This is a genomic window from Mycetocola sp. TRD_SC_2 (assembly GCF_055361225.1).
Map to the genome: position 1 here is coordinate 772126 of NZ_CM143954.1, position 16176 is coordinate 788301.

Below are 16176 nucleotides of genomic sequence, written 5' to 3' on the forward strand. Positions count from 1 at the left end.
GATGCGGGTGACGATCGCGTCGCGGATCTATGCGCCGGAACCGGCGGCTGCGGCTTTCCGCCTGAACGCGCTTGCTGACGCGCTCCACGAGGCGGGAAACGCCGTCACCGTGCTCACCACGCGAGTTCCCGGCGGGAAACAGGCAGAACGATCCGCCGTCAGGGTCAAGAGAGCTCCCGTTCTCCGGGATGCCAGCGGTTACGTTCGGGGCTATGTGCAGTACATGAGCTTCGATCTGCCGTTGTTCTTCCGGCTGTTGTTCGCGAAGCGGCAGGATGTCATCGTCGTCGAACCACCGCCAACGACAGGCTTCGTCGTGCGTGTCGTCTCTGCGATTCGCCGCGTGCCCTATGTGTACTACGCCGCCGACATCTGGTCGGATGCCGCCGAGTCGACGGGTGCGCCGGCCTTCGTCGTGTCCGTTGTCCGCTTCCTCGAGTCGGTGTCGCTTCGTCGTGCGGCACGCGTCATCGCCGTTTCTGATGGCGTCGCCGCGCGCGTCACAGAACTCGCCCCGGCGGCATCCGTCACCGTCGTGACGAACGGTGTTGACACACGCACGTTCTCCCCGGCCGGAGACCGAGAACCGGACGGCCCTCTCGCGGTTTATGCAGGGACAACTTCGGAGTGGCAGGGAGCCGACGTCTTCTTGCGCGCTTTTTCTGCCGTCGTGCAGGAGATCCCCGACGCGCGCCTGGTGTTCGTCGGCCAGGGCAGTGCGTGGCAGTCGCTTCACAGCGTGGCTCGAGAGCTCGGACTCGACCGGGTGGAGTTTCGTAGCGTCGTCCCTCCAGCGGAAGCTGCGACGCTGCTCCGCTCCGCCAGGGCCGCGCTCGTCAGCCTTCAACCGGGTCAGGGATACGACTTCGCCGTACCGACGAAGATTTTCGCGGCAGCAGCGTGCGGCACGCCGGTACTTTTCGCGGGGCAGGGTGCAGCGGCAGAACTGATCACCCAGGCGGGCATCGGATCCGCCCCGGGATATGACGTCGAATCTGTTGCCGGGGAGCTGTCGAGCATGCTCTCTGCCGTCGTTCCTCCGGCTACTCGAGAGAGGGTTGCCATGTGGGCGGAGCAGAATGTATCTGCCGCAGTGACCGCGCAGCGCGCGGCCGCGGCCGTGCTCTCGGTTGGTGCCAAGTAAGTTCGTGAGAGCATGTAGTTCGGCCAGCCCCAAGTGAAGGACAAGTTTTCGTGAAATTGATCTGGCGGACGCTCAAGGATCTTTCGCCGCTCCTCCCGGATCGTGCGCAGCGCTTTCTGTGGTCCTACATGCTCGGGACGAGCGCGCTCGCCCTCCTCGACGTCGTCGCACTCATGCTGCTTGGTGTCTCCCTCTCGTCGATGATCCAGAACAACCCGGTCGTACTGCCTGTCATCGGAGAGGTGGGATCTGACGGATACGTCTGGATACTCCTCGCCGTTTCGCTCCTCATCATCACCAAATCCGCATTGGCCATGGGGCTGCAATGGGTGGCCACTCGACGGTTCGCGACCTTCGAACTCGAAATCGGTGACCGGCTGTTCGCCGCCTACATCGGTGCACCCTGGGTTGAACGCCTCAAGCGCAACACCTCCCAGCTGGTGCGGCTCGCCGACGTCGGAATCGCGAACGCGACGGCCGGGTTCCTCCTGCCCGTCATCGGTCTCCCGCAACTCCTGACGACATCGGTGGCCGTGCTGGTCGTCCTCGTCATCGCTCAGCCGCTCACCGCATTCGTCACCGTCGTTTACCTCGGCTCCATCGCCGCCCTCCTCTATTTCAAGGTCGCCCGCAAATCCGTGGAGGCCGGCCGGGTCAACAGGGACTACTCGTTCAAGGTCGCGACCCTGATGACCGACATGGTGTCTGCTCTCAAGGAGATCACCCTCAGAAACATGGCTGGCGATGTCGCGAAGGTCGTCCAGCTGAACCGCGTGCACACAACGCGCGCCCGCGCGAACCTCAGCTTCCTCGGCTCGCTGCCGAAATTCATCCTGGACTCGGCGCTCGTCGGCGGCTTCCTCCTTGTCGGCGCTGTGTCCTACCTGACCGGGGGGCTCGCGGGTGCCCTCGCTGCCATCGCCATGTTCGGCGTTGCCGGTTTCCGCCTGGTGCCGTCGCTTACCGGGTTCCAGGCGGTCATCACACAGGCGACGTCGAACGTGCCACACGTTCAGGCCGTCATCAATGACATCCACGCGGCTGAGGACTACCTCGACCGGGCAGAACGGATCGGTCATGATCCGTTGAAGCACGAGCCGAAGCTCCTCACCCTCACCGACGTCGAGTTCACCTATCCCGGGGCCGAACGCCCTGCCCTTGAAAAGATCAACCTGACCATCCCGATCGGATCGAGCCTCGGACTTGTCGGTTCGTCCGGAGCCGGCAAATCGACTCTCGTTGATCTCCTGCTCGGGCTGCTCGTTCCGTCTCACGGAACCATCGACATCGACGGCCAGAACATGGAGGACGTGCTGGCGAGCTGGCGCTCCCGTGTCGGATATGTGCCACAGGACGTCGCGCTCTTCGACGGCACCATCGCCCAGAACGTCGCCCTGTCATGGACGAGTGGAATGGACCGCGACAAGGTGGTTACAGCGCTCAAGAGGGCACAACTCTACGACGTCGTCATGGCTCGTCCCGGGGGCCTCGATGCCAGAGTCGGTGACCGCGGAATCTCACTCTCTGGCGGGCAGCGGCAGCGACTCGGTATCGCGAGGGCGCTGTATAGCGACCCGCTCATTCTGGTCATGGACGAAGCGACGAGTGCCCTCGACACGAAGACCGAATCCGATGTGTCCCTCGCCATCCGGGAGCTGAAGGGAGATGTGACCATCGTCTCCGTTGCCCATCGTCTGTCAACCATTAAAGACAGCGACCAGGTCTGTTTCATGCGCGACGGCACAATCATCGCTCAGGGAACCTTCGACGAACTCGTCACCGACGTCCCCGATTTCGCTGTCCAGGCCGCGCTGGCAGGACTGGCGTAGTGAAACAGGGGTACGTCGTCGACGTCGTCATCCCCGTCCATGACCGGTCCAGGCCGATCGCCAGGGCCGTTACGTCCGTCCTGGACGGAGTCGAACCGGGCACGGTGCGAGTGACGGTGGTGTGTCACGGCCTCGCCGCCGCAGATGTCGCCAAAGACCTTGGCGCGGCCGCGACGGCTGATGTTCGCCTGCTGGAATTCGCCGACGGCATCCGGAGCGCAGCGGGACCATTCAACTTCGGCGTCGCTTCCGCGACAGCCGAATACGTCGCCGTGATGGGCTCGGACGACTTCCTTGAGCCCGCAGCCATGCAGCGGTGGCTCACGGTCGTCGCCGACCACAAATCGGACATCGCGCTCGTCCGGCTGCGATACCAGAACGGTGAACGTCTCCACAGTCCGCTCACGCGGATCGGCCGCAACGAACGACTCGACCCCGTCCGCGACCGGGTCTTCTACCGGACCGCGCCGCTCGGCCTGCTCCGTACAACACTGGTGGACTCGCTCGGGTTGACCTTCTCCGAGGGATTCGTCACCGGGGACGACATCGAATTCAGTGCGCGGTTGTGGACGAGCGGAACCCGGATCGACTACTTGCGTGACCTGCCGTGTTACGTCATCGGCAGCGATGCGACGACGCGGACAACGACACAGTCAATGCCGGTGGAAGACTTCCTCCGAGCCGTCGACGAACTCGCCCGGTCGGAATGGGCGGCGGCGTTGCCCGCCCCCGTGCGGCGATCGTTGGCGATCAAGCTCGCCAGGATCCACGTTCTGAACGCTCTGGTGCTCCGACCCGCCGCTTCGTCGTGGCGCGGTGACGACGAGGTCCAACATGTCGGCACCGTCCTCAGCGCGCTGTCCTCTCTCGCACCGGGCTACCTCGCCCCACTATCCCGCGCCGATCACGCCTTGATCGATGCCGCAGCGGACCCGGATGTCACCGTCGACGCAATCGTTGCTGCGATCGCCCGACGCGCAGCCGCCGGTCGCTTCGAGCAGCTGATGACGAAGAACCCGCTCCGGATCTTCGACCGGGAAAGCACTCTGACCCGATACGCCCTGTATGCCCTCACCCGCTGAGGCTCCTGGAACGGACGCAACTCCATGCTGAACTCCTTCGTCTCTTCTCTGGCGGCACGCCGCGCCAACTGGCCTGCGCCGGTGAACCGCATCGTTGACGCTGGGTTGAGGATGCTCCCCGAATCCGTGGAGGTCCGGCTCAACCCTGCGAAGTATGGGTTCCGGCCGGGAGACGTGCCCTCTCCTCCCGCCGTCCCGGACTCACCGGTGCGTCTCTACGTTGCGCCGGTCAATTTCGCCGGCCAGGGCTACGAATGGGCGCGGGCGGCTGAGCGGTTGAGCGGCGTCACGTCAATCGACATGCAGTACACCCTCGAGCCCGATTATGGATTCCCGGTCGACAACCTCGTGCCCGTCGCCGTCTTCAGGAACTCGAAACGGTGGCAGCGAGCCCAGTTCAGGGCCGTGTCGCGATTCAGCCATGTGCTGATCGAGGCGGAGCGGCCCATTTTTGGCTCGCTGTTCGACTTTTCGCCGGAGGCAGAGGTAGCGGCACTTCGTCGCCGCGGGGTGCGGGTCGCGATGGTGTCCCACGGAAGCGACTCCGGTTGCCGAGCCGCCATCGGAAGCTCGATGAGTGGTCGCCGTTCCACGACGAGGACTGGGATCTCGTGCCCGTCCTCGAGGAACAGTCGGCTCGCCACAGGAACCTCCTCCGCTCGATCGACGCGCCCGTCTTCGTGTCGACTCCTGACCTGTTGCTCGACTGGCCGGATGCCACGTGGCTGCCCCTCGTAATCGATCCGGAGCCGTGGCGTGGCGGAGCCCCGATTCTCACGGGCAGGGTGCCTGTCGTCGTCCATGCACCGAGTAATTCGCTGATCAAGGGGTCCGCCCTCATCGAACCGGTCGTAGACAGCCTCAACGCAGAAGGCGGCATCGAATACCGGCGGGTCGAAGGCATCCCCTCTGCCGAGATGCCCGCGCTCTACCGAAGCGCCGACATCGTTCTCGAGCAATTCCGAATCGGAACCTACTCCAGGGCTGCCGTCGAAGCCATGGCCGGCGGACGCCTGGTCATCGCCCATGTGCACGACCAGGTCCGGGAACACGTCAGGAACAGCACCGGGTATGACGTGCCGGTCGTCCAGGCGACGCCCTCCACCCTTCGGGATGTCCTCGACGACATCCTCGCGCGCCCGGAGCATTACCGGGAGATCGCCGCTCGCGGGCCTGCGTTCGTGAGCGCCGTCCACGACGGCACCGCGGCCGCCGACGCGCTCCGGCCGTTCCTTCAGCGGTGACGCAGCAAGGACGACCGGGCGCGGATGGGACAATGGGTCCCGTGACAACTTCGCCCCGGCGCAAACGCCTGCTCATCCTCTCGTTTTCGCCGATCGCCCGTGACGCGAGAGTGCTCAAGCAGGTGACCCGGTTCACCGCGACGCACGAGGTGACCACCTGTGGGTTCGGGCCTGCGCCCGATGGCGTGACCCGGCACATCCGGATTCCCGACGATCAGCCGGAGAACGACCTCAACGGCCGGTTGATCACCCTCCGCTGGTACAGCCGGGCGTACTGGTCGCTCAGCGCCGTCGCGTGGAGCAAGCGTGCCCTCAACCGCGGCGATTACGATCTCGTCCTCGCCAACGATGTCGAGGCGGTTCCGGTCGCGCTCGGCCTCAGGCCCACCCATGGTGTCCTTGCCGACCTCCACGAGTACACGCCGCGGCTCCATGACGAGAACGAACTCTGGCGCAAACGGCTCGGACCCTTCTATGAGTGGCTTTGCCGGCGGTACGTGGCTCGCGCCTCACGCTGGACCACCGTGAGCAAGGGGCTCGCGACCGAGTACGAGCGGATGTTCGGCTTCCGCGCCGAGCTGGTAACCAACGCCGCGCCATACGCTGACCTGGTTCCCTCCGCGGTCGCGGCACCGATCAAACTCGTTCACAGCGGCGCATGTCTCCGTAACCGCCACATCATGCTGATCGTCGACGCGGTCATCGACGCAACCTCGGATGTCACACTCGATCTCTACCTCACTCCGAACGACCCCGGCTACCTCCAGGAGCTGCGCGAGAGAGCATCCGGCCACCCGAACATCACCGTTCACGATGCCGTGCCGTATTCCGAGCTCATCACCACCCTGAACCGATTCGACGTCGGAGTCCATCTGCTTCCACCGGTGAACTTCAACAACATCTGGGCGCTGCCGAACAAACTGTTCGATTACGTCCAGGCGCGACTCGGAGTGCTCGTCAGCCCAACCGCCGAGATGGCGGCGTACGTCACCGAGTACGGCCTCGGACTCGTGTCGGAGGATTTCACCGCCGCGGGTCTGACCTCAGCCATCGACAGGATCACGCCGGAGACCGCGCGCGCCTTCAAAAACGAATCCGACTCCGCCGCTCGTGAATTGGCTGCTGAGACCCAGGTGGACATCTGGGAGCGGATTCTCGATGACATGGTGGAGGAAAAAGCATGACCCGGCAGTCCGTCCTCATCCTCTCTTTCTCGACGATCACCTCGGATGCCCGTGTGCTCAAGCAGGTGGAAATGCTGAGCAAGTTCTACGACGTTCACACCTGTGGCCACGGTGACGCGCCGGAGGGAGTCGTCTCCCACGTGTCGATCCCCGACGCGCTCGCCGTGTGGCGGTACGACCGGATTGCTGTCGTTATGCGGGCATATCGTCGTGCTTACTGGTCGAACCCCGCTATCGCCTTCGCGAAGGGGGAGCTCTCCGGCGCGGCTTTCGACGTGGTCCTTGCCAACGACGTGGACAGCGTCGGCCTCGCTCTCAGCCTCGAACCCCGTCACGGGGTTCACGCGGACCTGCACGAGTACGCTCCGCGGCAAAAGGAGGATGTGGCGCGCTGGCGCCGTTTCGTCGCCCCCTTCATGCGGTGGATGTGCTCGACCTTCGTGACGAAGGCAGCGTCGGTGACGACGGTCGGGCAGGGGATAGCCGACGAGTATGCGAAGCAATTCGGGATAAGGGCGAACGTGGTCACGAACGCAGCGCCGTACGCCGACCTGTCGCCGACTCCGGTACAGATGCCGATTCGCCTTGTCCACAGCGGAGCATGCCTGCGGGATCGTAATATCGGGGCGATCGTCGACGCCGTCGAGGAGTCGACCGCAGCGCTCACGCTCGCGCTCTACCTCACCCCTAACGACCCTGAATTCCTCGTCGAACTCAAAGAGCGTGCGGCGGCGTCGGGGAGAATCACGGTGCACGACCCCGTCCCGTACCGGGACCTGTCGGCGACCCTGAATGCGTACGACGTGGGTGTGCACATCCTTCCCCCGGTGAATTTCAACAACACCTGGGCGCTTCCAAACAAGTTCTTCGATTACCTCCAGGCGCGACTCGGCGTGATCATCGGCCCATCCCCTGAGATGGCGCGGGTGCTGAAGACCGGCGGCTTCGGAGCAATCACAGCGGACTTCACCTCCTCGTCACTCGCGCGCGCGCTCGACGCGCTGACCGTGGAAACCACTCAGCGGTGGAAACAGGCAGCGGATGCCGCGGCATCGTCTCTCTCGAGCGACGCGCAGGTCGCCGTATGGAAGGCCGCGATCGACCGGTTGATGGCGGCGCGGGCACGATGACGACCAGGCGCCTCGTCCTCCTGACCAACGACTTCCCGCTGGACCGCGGCGACACGAACTTCGTCCGGCATGAGATCGAGGCACTTGCCGCTTCTTTCGACGAGGTCGACGTCTTCAACTACTCGCGCCATAGCGGCGATCACATCACTCTTCCGGCCAACGTGCGCTACGCGGGAAATCTCTACCCCGGGAACCGGGCCCGAACGATCCGGGCGCTCCTCTCACCGTGGGCAATCGCAATCATGTATCGTGCCGCCCGTCGCGAATCCAGCGCAGGCCGCCTCAGGGGAAACAGGCGGCGATTCACAGAAGCAGCGCTCGTGGGTATGCGAGTGGCCAAGCATCCCGGCCTCGCCAGCAGCCTCAGAGACCCTGCGGTGACGGCAACCGTGTATGCATACTGGGGGATGGGCGCCGGACTTTCTCTGCCCTGGTTGCCACGCCGAGTTGAGGCCTTCGTTCGCCTGCATCGATACGACCTCTATGAGGAGGAAAGCGGATACCTCCCGTTCCGGCGAGCGCTTTTCGAACGCGCGAGCGGCATCCTGGCCATTTCGGAAGAATCCAGACGGTACCTGCTTACCAGCTACCCTGACGCCGCACTCGACTCCAAGGTGATCGTCAGTCGACTCGGAACGGAGGACCCCGGCCCTGTCCGGCGGCCAGGGCCGAGCGCGTCGAAAACGATCGTGAGCTGTTCAGGGGTGACCCCGGTCAAGCGGGTGGAACGAATCCTCGATGCGCTGATCGAGCGATCCGGCACGGCCCCGGTGCGGTGGGTGCACTTCGGCGACGGGCCCCTGTTGGATCGGTTGCGCTCTGCCGTCGAGGCGGCGCACCTCCCCAACACCGAGGTCGACCTGCGCGGAGCAGTTGGCAACGAGGACGTCTTGCGGTTCTATGCCGGCGAGCGGGTCGACCTCTTCGTGAACGTCAGCGCATCTGAGGGCGTGCCGGTGAGCATCATGGAGGCACTGTCGTTCGGCATTCCGGTTCTCGCCACGCGAGTCGGCGGCACGCCTGAGCTCGTCGCCACTCAGTTGGGCTCGGGCGAGCTGATCGATCGCGATTTCACCGATGTCGAGCTTGCTGCCGCCATCGACCGGATTCTCTCGGCACCAGACGAACTGTTTTCGCCGCGGCGAGTCTGGGAGCAGTACTGCGACTCGCGTCTCAACTCCGGGACCGTCGCCGCAATCCTCACCGGACGGGCTATCCGTGGCTCAGGAGAACCTGGATGACCCTCTCCGCGGCGTGACCGTCACCGTATGGAGCGGCATCAGTGTCGGCCGGGCGCGGCCGTGTGACGGCGGCTGCAATGTCGTCAGCCGTCTGGGCGAGAACGTTCCAGCCCAGTTCCACGGTTTCGACCCATTCCGTCTCTGGACGCACCGTCGTGCACGGCACACCAAGCAGGAACGCTTCCTTCTGCAGCCCGCCTGAATCGGTCACGACGCCCGCGCTGGCCTGCACAGCAGCAATGAGGTCCGGATAGGCAAGAGGCGGGTGTGCGACGAGCGAGCCGCTGGTCAGGCTGATGCCGTGAGTTGCGGCTTTCGCAACGACCCTGGGGTGAGCGAGCAACACGATCGGACGGTCAACGCGGGACAGCGCATCGACAACGGCGGCGAGACGGTCCGGGTCATCGGTGTTTTCAGCGCGGTGAATGGTTGCCACGTAGTAGCCGCCGGCGGTGAGGCCGAGCTCCTCAACGAGCGCAGCGGGTGCGCCTGCGACAGCGTCGCGGACCTGCAGGAGCACGTCCGTCATGACGTCACCGACAACGGTGCTGCGCTCAGCAAGCCCTTCCCGGGTGAGGTGGGTGAGCGCGACATCCGTGGGCGCGAGGAGGAGATCGGCGGCGTGATCGGTGAGGACGCGGTTGTGTTCCTCCGGCATCCGGCGGTTGAACGACCGCAAACCCGCTTCGAGGTGTGCGACCTTGAGGTGCATCTTCACGGCGCTCAGTGCTGCAGCGACCGTCGAGTTCGTATCCCCATAGACGAGTACCCAGTCGGGACGGTGCGCGTCGAAAACAGCGTCGAGCGCGCTGAGCATGGCGCCCGTCTGGACGCCGTGGCTCCCGGAGCCGACGCCGAGATGAACGTCGGGAGCGGGAATCCCGAGATCCTCGAAGAACACATCGGAGAGCATCGGGTCATAGTGCTGACCGGTGTGGACGATGATGTGCTCGACGCCCGCCGCCGTCGCTGCCTTCGCAATGGGGGCGAGTTTGACGAATTGGGGCCTGGCACCGACAACGCTGAGAATCTTCACGGGGACCAATCCTAGCTTCACTGGCCGCCGGCGGCTGAGAAGCGTTCCGCTCGCAGCCGCCGGCGGCTGAGAAGCGTTCCGCTCGCGCGAGGCTGATAGCGTCGGCATGTGCGAATCCTTGTGGTGACAACCTGGTACCCCAGCGATGCGGCGCCAGAATCGGGCCTTTTTGTGCAGCGCGATGTGCAGCTCCTTGCGCGGGAACACGAAGTGGTCGTGCTCCACCTCGTAGCCCCGAGAGTGCAGAGGTCTTCCTCGACGGAAACCGCTGACGGCGTCACAATTCGCCGGTTCCCGATGTCCACGTCGAACCCTGCCCAGATCCTTCGGGCATCCAGACTTATCGCACAGCAGCTCGAAGGCTTCGACGCTCTGCACACCATGGCGCTGTCGTCGCTGCTTCCCCTTGCGCTGATCAGGGTTCGGGTGCCCTGGTTGCACACCGAGCACTGGTCGGGCATCGTCGCTCCCGAGACGGCGCCGACCGCCATGCGGTTGACCCTTCCCGCAACGACGAGGCTGCTTGACAGGCCGGATGTCGTCATCGCCGTGAGTGCCTACCTCGCCGACCACATTCGCGAGCGGCGGTCGGGACCGATACACGTCATCCCGAATTTCGTGATGGCGCCTGCTTCCATCGCCGAGCGCCCCCTGGACTCAGGGACACTCCGGCTCGTCGCGGTCGGCGGACTGATCGCGAGGAAAGGGCCGGACGTGGCGATATCCGCCGTCCGTGAACTTCGCAGCAGAGGTGTCCGCGCTCACCTGACCTGGATCGGCGATGGTCCGATGCGCTCCGAACTGGAAGAGACGGTGCGGAGGGACGAGCTTGAGAACTCCGTCACCTTCGCGGGAGTCCAGCCACCCGACGCCGTCGCGTTGGCGCTCGCAGACTCCGACCTCTTCATCCTTCCGACGAGCAACGAAACCTTTGGCGTGTCCATCGCCGAGGCGCTGGCGAGTGGCCGATCGGTCGTCGTTGGTGCGACGGGCGGGCAGAGCGAATTTGTCGCGCCGAACAACGGTGAACGGGTTTCGGACCGAACCGGTGCCGGATTCGCTGACGCGATCGAACGGGTCGTCTCCGCTGATCGCCACCGTGGCCCGGAGGAGATCGCCGGTACCGTGCGTGAGCTGTTCTCGGAGACGAACCGGGAAGTGCTCTACTCTGCGGCATACCGGCAGGCAGGGGCCGAAGCAGCGGACAGTTCCCCCGACGTCGACGTGATCATCGCCGTGCATGACACAGCCCGGCCCATCCGCCGCGCGGTCGCGTCCGTGCTCGACCACACCGAATCCCGCGTGCGGGTGAGCGTCGCCTGTCACAACCTTCCGGTGGAGTCGATCTCGACGTTACTGACCGAGTACGCCTCCGACGACCGTCTCCGTTTTCTCTCCGTCACCGACGGAATGAAGAGTCCGGCCGGCCCTTTCAACGCGGGCCTCGAGGCTGCGAGCGCCAGGTTCACCTCCGTCATGGGCTCCGATGACGAACTCGAGCCGGGAGCTGTCGACTCCTGGCTCGACCGGGCCCGCGCCGACAGAGCCGACGTTGTTATCTCACGACTTCGATTCGCCAGAGGCGCATTCGTGCCAACTCCTCCCACCCGCGGAGGCCGCACGAGGAGGCTCGACGGCGTGCGTGACAGGCTCTCCTACCGCAGCGCCCCGCTCGGCCTGGTGTCGCGGGAACGATTCGGGAATCTTCGATTTCCGAATGGCCCGGTCACGGGGGAGGACGTCTCGTACGTGTCAGAGTTATGGTTCTCCGGGGCGCGGATTTCGTACGATATGCACGGCCCGAGCTACCTCATCCACGAAGACGCTCGGGAGCGGGCCTCGCTCGGCGTGCGGCCCATTGCTGACGACCTCGCATTCCTTGTGCAGATCCTCGACGCGCCACCGGCCTCCCTCACCCGGCCAGCCATCGCCGCTCTTGCGACGAAACTCTGGCGCATCCACGTGTTCGGCGCAATATACAAGAGACGCGATGTCGCGTGGGCACCATCCGACCGAGCGGAACTCGCGCATGTCGGCCGACGCCTGCAGGAGTTCAGCCCAGAGGCGCTCCTTCCGCTCGCGATCGCTGACCGAGCCCTCATCGACGCAGCAATGGACCCGTCGACCCCTGATTCCCTCCTGGTGGCTTTGTCGCTCGCGCGCCGGCGCCGCATCCATCCGCGCTCCGTCCTGACACGCGACCTGCTCTCCATCGCGCATCGTGAAGCACCGATCCGGATGGGATTCGCGACGGTGCTCCAATTGAGGTCGCGTGTTATTCTTCCCGTTCGAGGGACTCCCATTCGGGGGGTTACGGCTCGCCGAGCGGCGCTCCGGTAGCGCGGCGGCCAGCAAAGGCCGCACAAGGGGAAATGTATGTCGAGATTCGCTGCACACTGGAGTCCGGCGCTCAAGCTCTTCGTCTGTCTGGCTCTGGTGGCTTCGCTTCTGGCCGTCGGGCCGCTGGGTACGGGATCCAGCGCTGACGCGGCGGTGACCTCGGTAGCACGGGTGAGCGGTGTTGATCGTTACGCCACAGCGGCCGCTATTTCGAAGGCGGCGTACCCGTCAGGAGCCTCGACCGCCTATCTCAGCTCCGGTGCTGATTACGCTGATGCGCTCGCAGCCGGACCGGCAGCCGCGAAGCTCGGTGGGCCGCTGCTCCTGACCGCGAGAAATTCCCTGCCAGCGGCTGTCGAGGCCGAGATCAAGCGTCTGGGACTGAGCAAGATTGTCGTGACCGGAGGAGCGGCAGTGGTCAGCGACGCCGTGCTGTCGCGGCTTCGGACCCTCGTTCCAGACGTCACCCGACTCGCGGGGCAGGACCGGTACGCGACGGCGCGTGCCGTCGTGGCGTCGGCTTTCGCGACGTCTCCCACGGTGTTGATCGTGAACGGCGGAAACTCCGCGGATGCGCTCGCCGCATCCGCAGCCGCCGGTGCGACTGGCGCCGCTGTTCTTCTCGTTCCAGGAACGAAAACCGCCCTTGACCAGCCCACGGCGGCAGCCCTGCAGGCCCTCGGTGCGAGCAAAGCGATTCTCGTGGGCGGGAGCGCGGTGCTGTCGAGCGGAATCGAAACAGCCGTCCGGTCGAGGGTAGCCACCGTGAGCAGGGCGGGGGGAGCGGACCGCTTCGACACGGCCGTCCAGCTGAACAAGGCGCTGTTCGGCTCGTCGACGAGAGCCCTGCTCGCAAACGGAATGGGTTTCGCAGACGCTCTCGCCGGAGCATCGCTGGCCGCTGCACAAAGGGCGCCGCTCTACACCGTGCGCCAGAATTGTGTTCCGGACGCGGTCGTTTCCGATATCTCAAGCCGGCTGGGCGCCAGCCAGGTCACCTTGCTGGGTGGGACGGGGTCGCTGGACGGCAACGTCGCAGCGCTGACCCCGTGCTCGACCCTCAACGCGCAGCAGAAGGCGGCATCCGAGCGTGCACTCGTCGCCAAAATCAACGGGGTGCTTCCTTCCGTGCCTGGCAAACACACGGTCACGGTGCGCGAACTCGGCGGACTGAAACGAACGGTTGACGTGCGCGGTGGTGATCGGGTCGAGCCGGCCAGCGCGATCAAGATCTTCGCCGCCTATGCGACGCTCAAGCGCATCGAGGCCGGGCAGTTGTACTACTCGTCGCGACTGTCCTCGGGGCTCACAGTGGCGGAGTGTATGCGGGTGATGATCCACGTCTCCGACAACCTGTGTCACTCCGACCTCATCCGGGTCCTGGGCGCCAACAACATGAACGCCCTCTTCGCAGCGAACGGATACACCGGAACGCACTATGCGGGAATATGGAAAGGGAGCTACTACTCGTACAAGACAAGTACGACGAACGACCTCACCGCAATCTTGCAGAGACTGCACAACGGAACCCTGCTCAACCCCTCCAACTCGAACTACCTCCTCGCGCTGATGAAGGAGCAGATCTGGCGGGACCGGATCCCATCGGGCCTGCCGCCAGGAGTGGTGCAGGCATCGAAACCCGGAGAGTTGTGGGTCTCGTCCGGACTCGTTCAAACGGACGCCGCGATCGTCTACGCGCCCGCTGGCACCTATGTGATCTCCATCATGGGGCGAAGCGGTTCCACCAAAGCGAGCCTGGCCCGGATCTCGCGCGTCGTCTATGAACACTTCAACGGCGCGATCAGCCGAACGGCAACGTTCCCGGTTCCGGAGATGTACGCCACAGCGGCGACCACTTTGCGAAGCAGCCCGGGTGGCGCGGCGATCGCCAGTATTCCCAGGGGAACGCTCGTCGAAGTGATCACGAGTTCTCGTCAGTGGTACCAGGTCGAGGTCAATGGGCGCGGCGGATATGCCTCGAGCCTGTATCTCGGCAACCGCTACTGACTACGGGGCACCGCGCAAGCTCTCGCAGGGGATTCCGTCCTTGTCGTGATCGAGCCGGGCGACGTCTCCGTACAGAGAGAAGTACTTCTTGTACCAGGCGTACGCGTCTGCGTAGTTCGCGAAATCGGTGCAGTTCTTTGTGTCGCCGGGGTTCTTCGGCGGGGCAGGGGGCGTCGGCTTCGGCGGTGTTGGCTTCGGCTTGGGCGGGGCGGGAACCGGGCAGACGGTGGACTTCGCGACTGCGTCCGAGAGGACGTTCGCGCCACCGAGCAGAGTGAAACCCGTGGTTCCGAAAGCTGCAATCTGGTCACGCACCGTCGCGGAGACGCACGTCCTGGGAACGACGTAGAGCGGCGCTCCAACCGCACCGGCGAGGGCTGCGCCCGCGAGGGCATCGGCGTAATTGGTGCCCACAGCGAAGAAGACGCGCTGAGCCGAAGTGAAATTGTGCTGCACGACGCTCGCGGAGGTCTGGTAGCGGTCGACGCCCGCCGCCCTGACGACGCTCGATATCCCCGGCACCTGCCAGAGCGAGTTCTGGACGCCGGACGAGACAACACCGGTATCGCCGGCGATGGTCACCGAACCTGCGCCGAGCGAGCCGATGACAGCGGCGGTGTCGCGATCAATCGCTGACGCGGTGCCTTTGACGAGGATGACGGGGGCAGCGGCCGCTCCAGCAGCTGCTGCAGCGCTGAGTGCATCGGGAAAGTTGGCTCCGGTAGCGACAAACACGGATTCGGAGCTGTCGAAGGCTCGTTGTGCGATGATCCTGCTCGTCTCGTACCGGTCTCCTCCGCTGTCTCGACGGATCTCCGGCGCGAAGGATGCCAGCTCCGCATAGCTTCGAGCCGAGACGACACTCGGCCCGCCGACCACCACGATGAGGTGGGGTTTGAGCCGTTTGAGTTCAGTGGAAACGACCTGAGGAATCGCGTTCTGAGGCACGAGGAGGAGCGGGCCACCCCGTTTCGCCGCCGCGGGCGCGGCACTGAGGGCATCCGCATATCCCAGACCGGATGCCACGTATGCGACCCTCACGCCCGGCGAGAACTCGCCGGCGATGCGGGCAGCCGTTCCGTAACGGTCGGCGCCGGAGAGTCGTTGTGTGCCGACGACGCCGGCAGGAGGGGCGACGTCGACAGCGGCTTCCCCGATACCACGGGCGGGAACCTCGATCGATTTGGAGCCGCAGTCCCCGGCGAGAAGGCGTCCGAGCGCATCCCGTTCGGAGTGGTCAACCGACAGGCGCCAGCGGTACTTCACCCGGACCCATTCGGTGGCGTACGCGCAGTGCGCTGTTGCCAGGGGCGGGAGCCAGCGTGCGGGATCGGAGGCACCCTTGGACGAGTTCACAGCGCTCGTGATGGCATCAAGCGATCCGGGGTGGTCAAGGTCATTTGCGAATGCTTCGCGTTGGGCGCTCGTCCACGCGTGCGAACCCGAGTCCCAGGCTTCCTTCAGCGGCACGACATGGTCGATGTCGACGTCGGCAGCATCGGTCCAGGTCGCTCCATCGAACCAGGATGTCCATTGGCCGCCACTGATCGAGCAGCCGGCTCCCGCTGTCACCGGTGTGGTGGATTCCACGATGAGTACTTCGCGCCGGGTGTCACATCCGTCGCCATCGGCGTCGATCCAGTGCCGGAACAGGTCGCGGTTGTATCCGGATCCAAACGGCTCCGTGACACTCAGCTGCTCGAGCAGAGCGGATGCGGTGTTCTCGGTTCCGGTAGTCGCGCCAGCGACCTGGACGGGGCCGAGCACAGAGAAAGCAAGAGCAGGCACAAGGGCGAGTGCGGCGAAGAAGCGCATGGCCGTCAATCCTTTGGGGGTAACGTGCCGACGCGGGGAGAAGGCAACTCCTTGAATCTATGAGATCGGCCTCTCACGTGACGACTGTTTGGTCACCCCCAAACCGGGAGGGACCGCATCGACG

Annotated in this window: 11 protein-coding genes; 9 read left to right on the forward strand and 2 right to left on the reverse strand. The window is 64.9% G+C overall.

Going from position 1 to position 16176, the window contains the following annotated elements; all coding sequences use genetic code 11:
• The first annotated feature begins 1 nt into the window (after position 1).
• The 7 genes from ACWA1Q_RS03660 to ACWA1Q_RS03690 all read left to right on the forward strand — a co-directional run bounded on the left by ACWA1Q_RS03660 (position 2) and on the right by ACWA1Q_RS03690 (position 8854).
• Entirely contained in the window at positions 2-1144 is a 1143-nt protein-coding gene (locus ACWA1Q_RS03660) for a glycosyltransferase family 4 protein (RefSeq protein WP_463759611.1), read from the forward strand.
• A 50-nt stretch (positions 1145-1194) separates the two neighbouring features.
• Positions 1195-2973, forward strand: coding sequence for an ABC transporter ATP-binding protein (locus tag ACWA1Q_RS03665; RefSeq protein ID WP_463759612.1), 1779 nt, complete (start codon positions 1195-1197; stop codon positions 2971-2973).
• Positions 2973-4055, forward strand: a complete 1083-nt coding sequence (locus ACWA1Q_RS03670) for a glycosyltransferase family 2 protein (protein ID WP_463759614.1) — start codon at positions 2973-2975, stop codon at positions 4053-4055. The genes ACWA1Q_RS03665 and ACWA1Q_RS03670 overlap by 1 nt, the downstream gene beginning before the upstream one ends.
• Before the next feature lie 548 nt (positions 4056-4603).
• Positions 4604-5299: a glycosyltransferase gene (locus tag ACWA1Q_RS03675; RefSeq protein WP_463759617.1), complete on the forward strand. Its 696-nt coding sequence runs from the start codon at positions 4604-4606 to the stop codon at positions 5297-5299.
• Positions 5300-5340: 41 nt separating this feature from the next.
• A complete protein-coding gene (locus ACWA1Q_RS03680) occupies positions 5341-6483 on the forward strand; it encodes a glycosyltransferase (protein ID WP_463759619.1) in 1143 nt (380 codons plus the stop codon).
• Positions 6480-7613, forward strand: coding sequence for a glycosyltransferase family protein (locus ACWA1Q_RS03685; protein ID WP_463759620.1), 1134 nt, complete (start codon positions 6480-6482; stop codon positions 7611-7613). Before ACWA1Q_RS03680 ends, ACWA1Q_RS03685 begins: the two co-directional genes overlap by 4 nt.
• Positions 7610-8854, forward strand: a complete 1245-nt coding sequence (locus ACWA1Q_RS03690) for a glycosyltransferase (RefSeq protein ID WP_463759626.1) — start codon at positions 7610-7612, stop codon at positions 8852-8854. Before ACWA1Q_RS03685 ends, ACWA1Q_RS03690 begins: the two co-directional genes overlap by 4 nt.
• Here ACWA1Q_RS03690 and wecB read toward each other — a convergent pair.
• Positions 8826-9890, reverse strand: a complete 1065-nt coding sequence (gene wecB / locus ACWA1Q_RS03695; protein WP_463759629.1) for a non-hydrolyzing UDP-N-acetylglucosamine 2-epimerase — start codon at positions 9888-9890, stop codon at positions 8826-8828. The genes ACWA1Q_RS03690 and wecB overlap by 29 nt on opposite strands.
• Positions 9891-9998: 108 nt before the next feature.
• On the opposite strand from wecB, the gene ACWA1Q_RS03700 reads away from it, so the two are divergent.
• Together ACWA1Q_RS03700 and ACWA1Q_RS03705 are read left to right on the forward strand one after the other, a co-directional pair.
• On the forward strand, positions 9999-12230 hold the full coding sequence (locus tag ACWA1Q_RS03700) for a glycosyltransferase (protein ID WP_463759631.1): 2232 nt from the start codon (positions 9999-10001) through the stop codon (positions 12228-12230).
• 36 nt (positions 12231-12266) lie between these two features.
• On the forward strand, positions 12267-14237 hold the full coding sequence (locus ACWA1Q_RS03705) for a cell wall-binding repeat-containing protein (RefSeq protein ID WP_463759632.1): 1971 nt from the start codon (positions 12267-12269) through the stop codon (positions 14235-14237).
• Here the strand turns inward: ACWA1Q_RS03705 and ACWA1Q_RS03710 are convergent, their stop codons facing one another.
• Positions 14238-16052: a cell wall-binding repeat-containing protein gene (locus ACWA1Q_RS03710; protein ID WP_463759634.1), complete on the reverse strand. Its 1815-nt coding sequence runs from the start codon at positions 16050-16052 to the stop codon at positions 14238-14240. It abuts the gene before it with no gap.
• Positions 16053-16176 lie beyond the last annotated feature (124 nt).

Coding starts and splice junctions, on each gene's coding strand:
- ACWA1Q_RS03685 (WP_463759620.1), top strand. CDS start 6,480: ATGACCCGGCAGTCCGTCCTCATCCTCTCTTTCTCGACGATCACCTCG.
- ACWA1Q_RS03705 (WP_463759632.1), top strand. CDS start 12,267: ATGTCGAGATTCGCTGCACACTGGAGTCCGGCGCTCAAGCTCTTCGTC.
- ACWA1Q_RS03710 (WP_463759634.1), bottom strand. CDS start 16,052: ATGCGCTTCTTCGCCGCACTCGCCCTTGTGCCTGCTCTTGCTTTCTCT.
- ACWA1Q_RS03690 (WP_463759626.1), top strand. CDS start 7,610: ATGACGACCAGGCGCCTCGTCCTCCTGACCAACGACTTCCCGCTGGAC.
- ACWA1Q_RS03660 (WP_463759611.1), top strand. CDS start 2: ATGCGGGTGACGATCGCGTCGCGGATCTATGCGCCGGAACCGGCGGCT.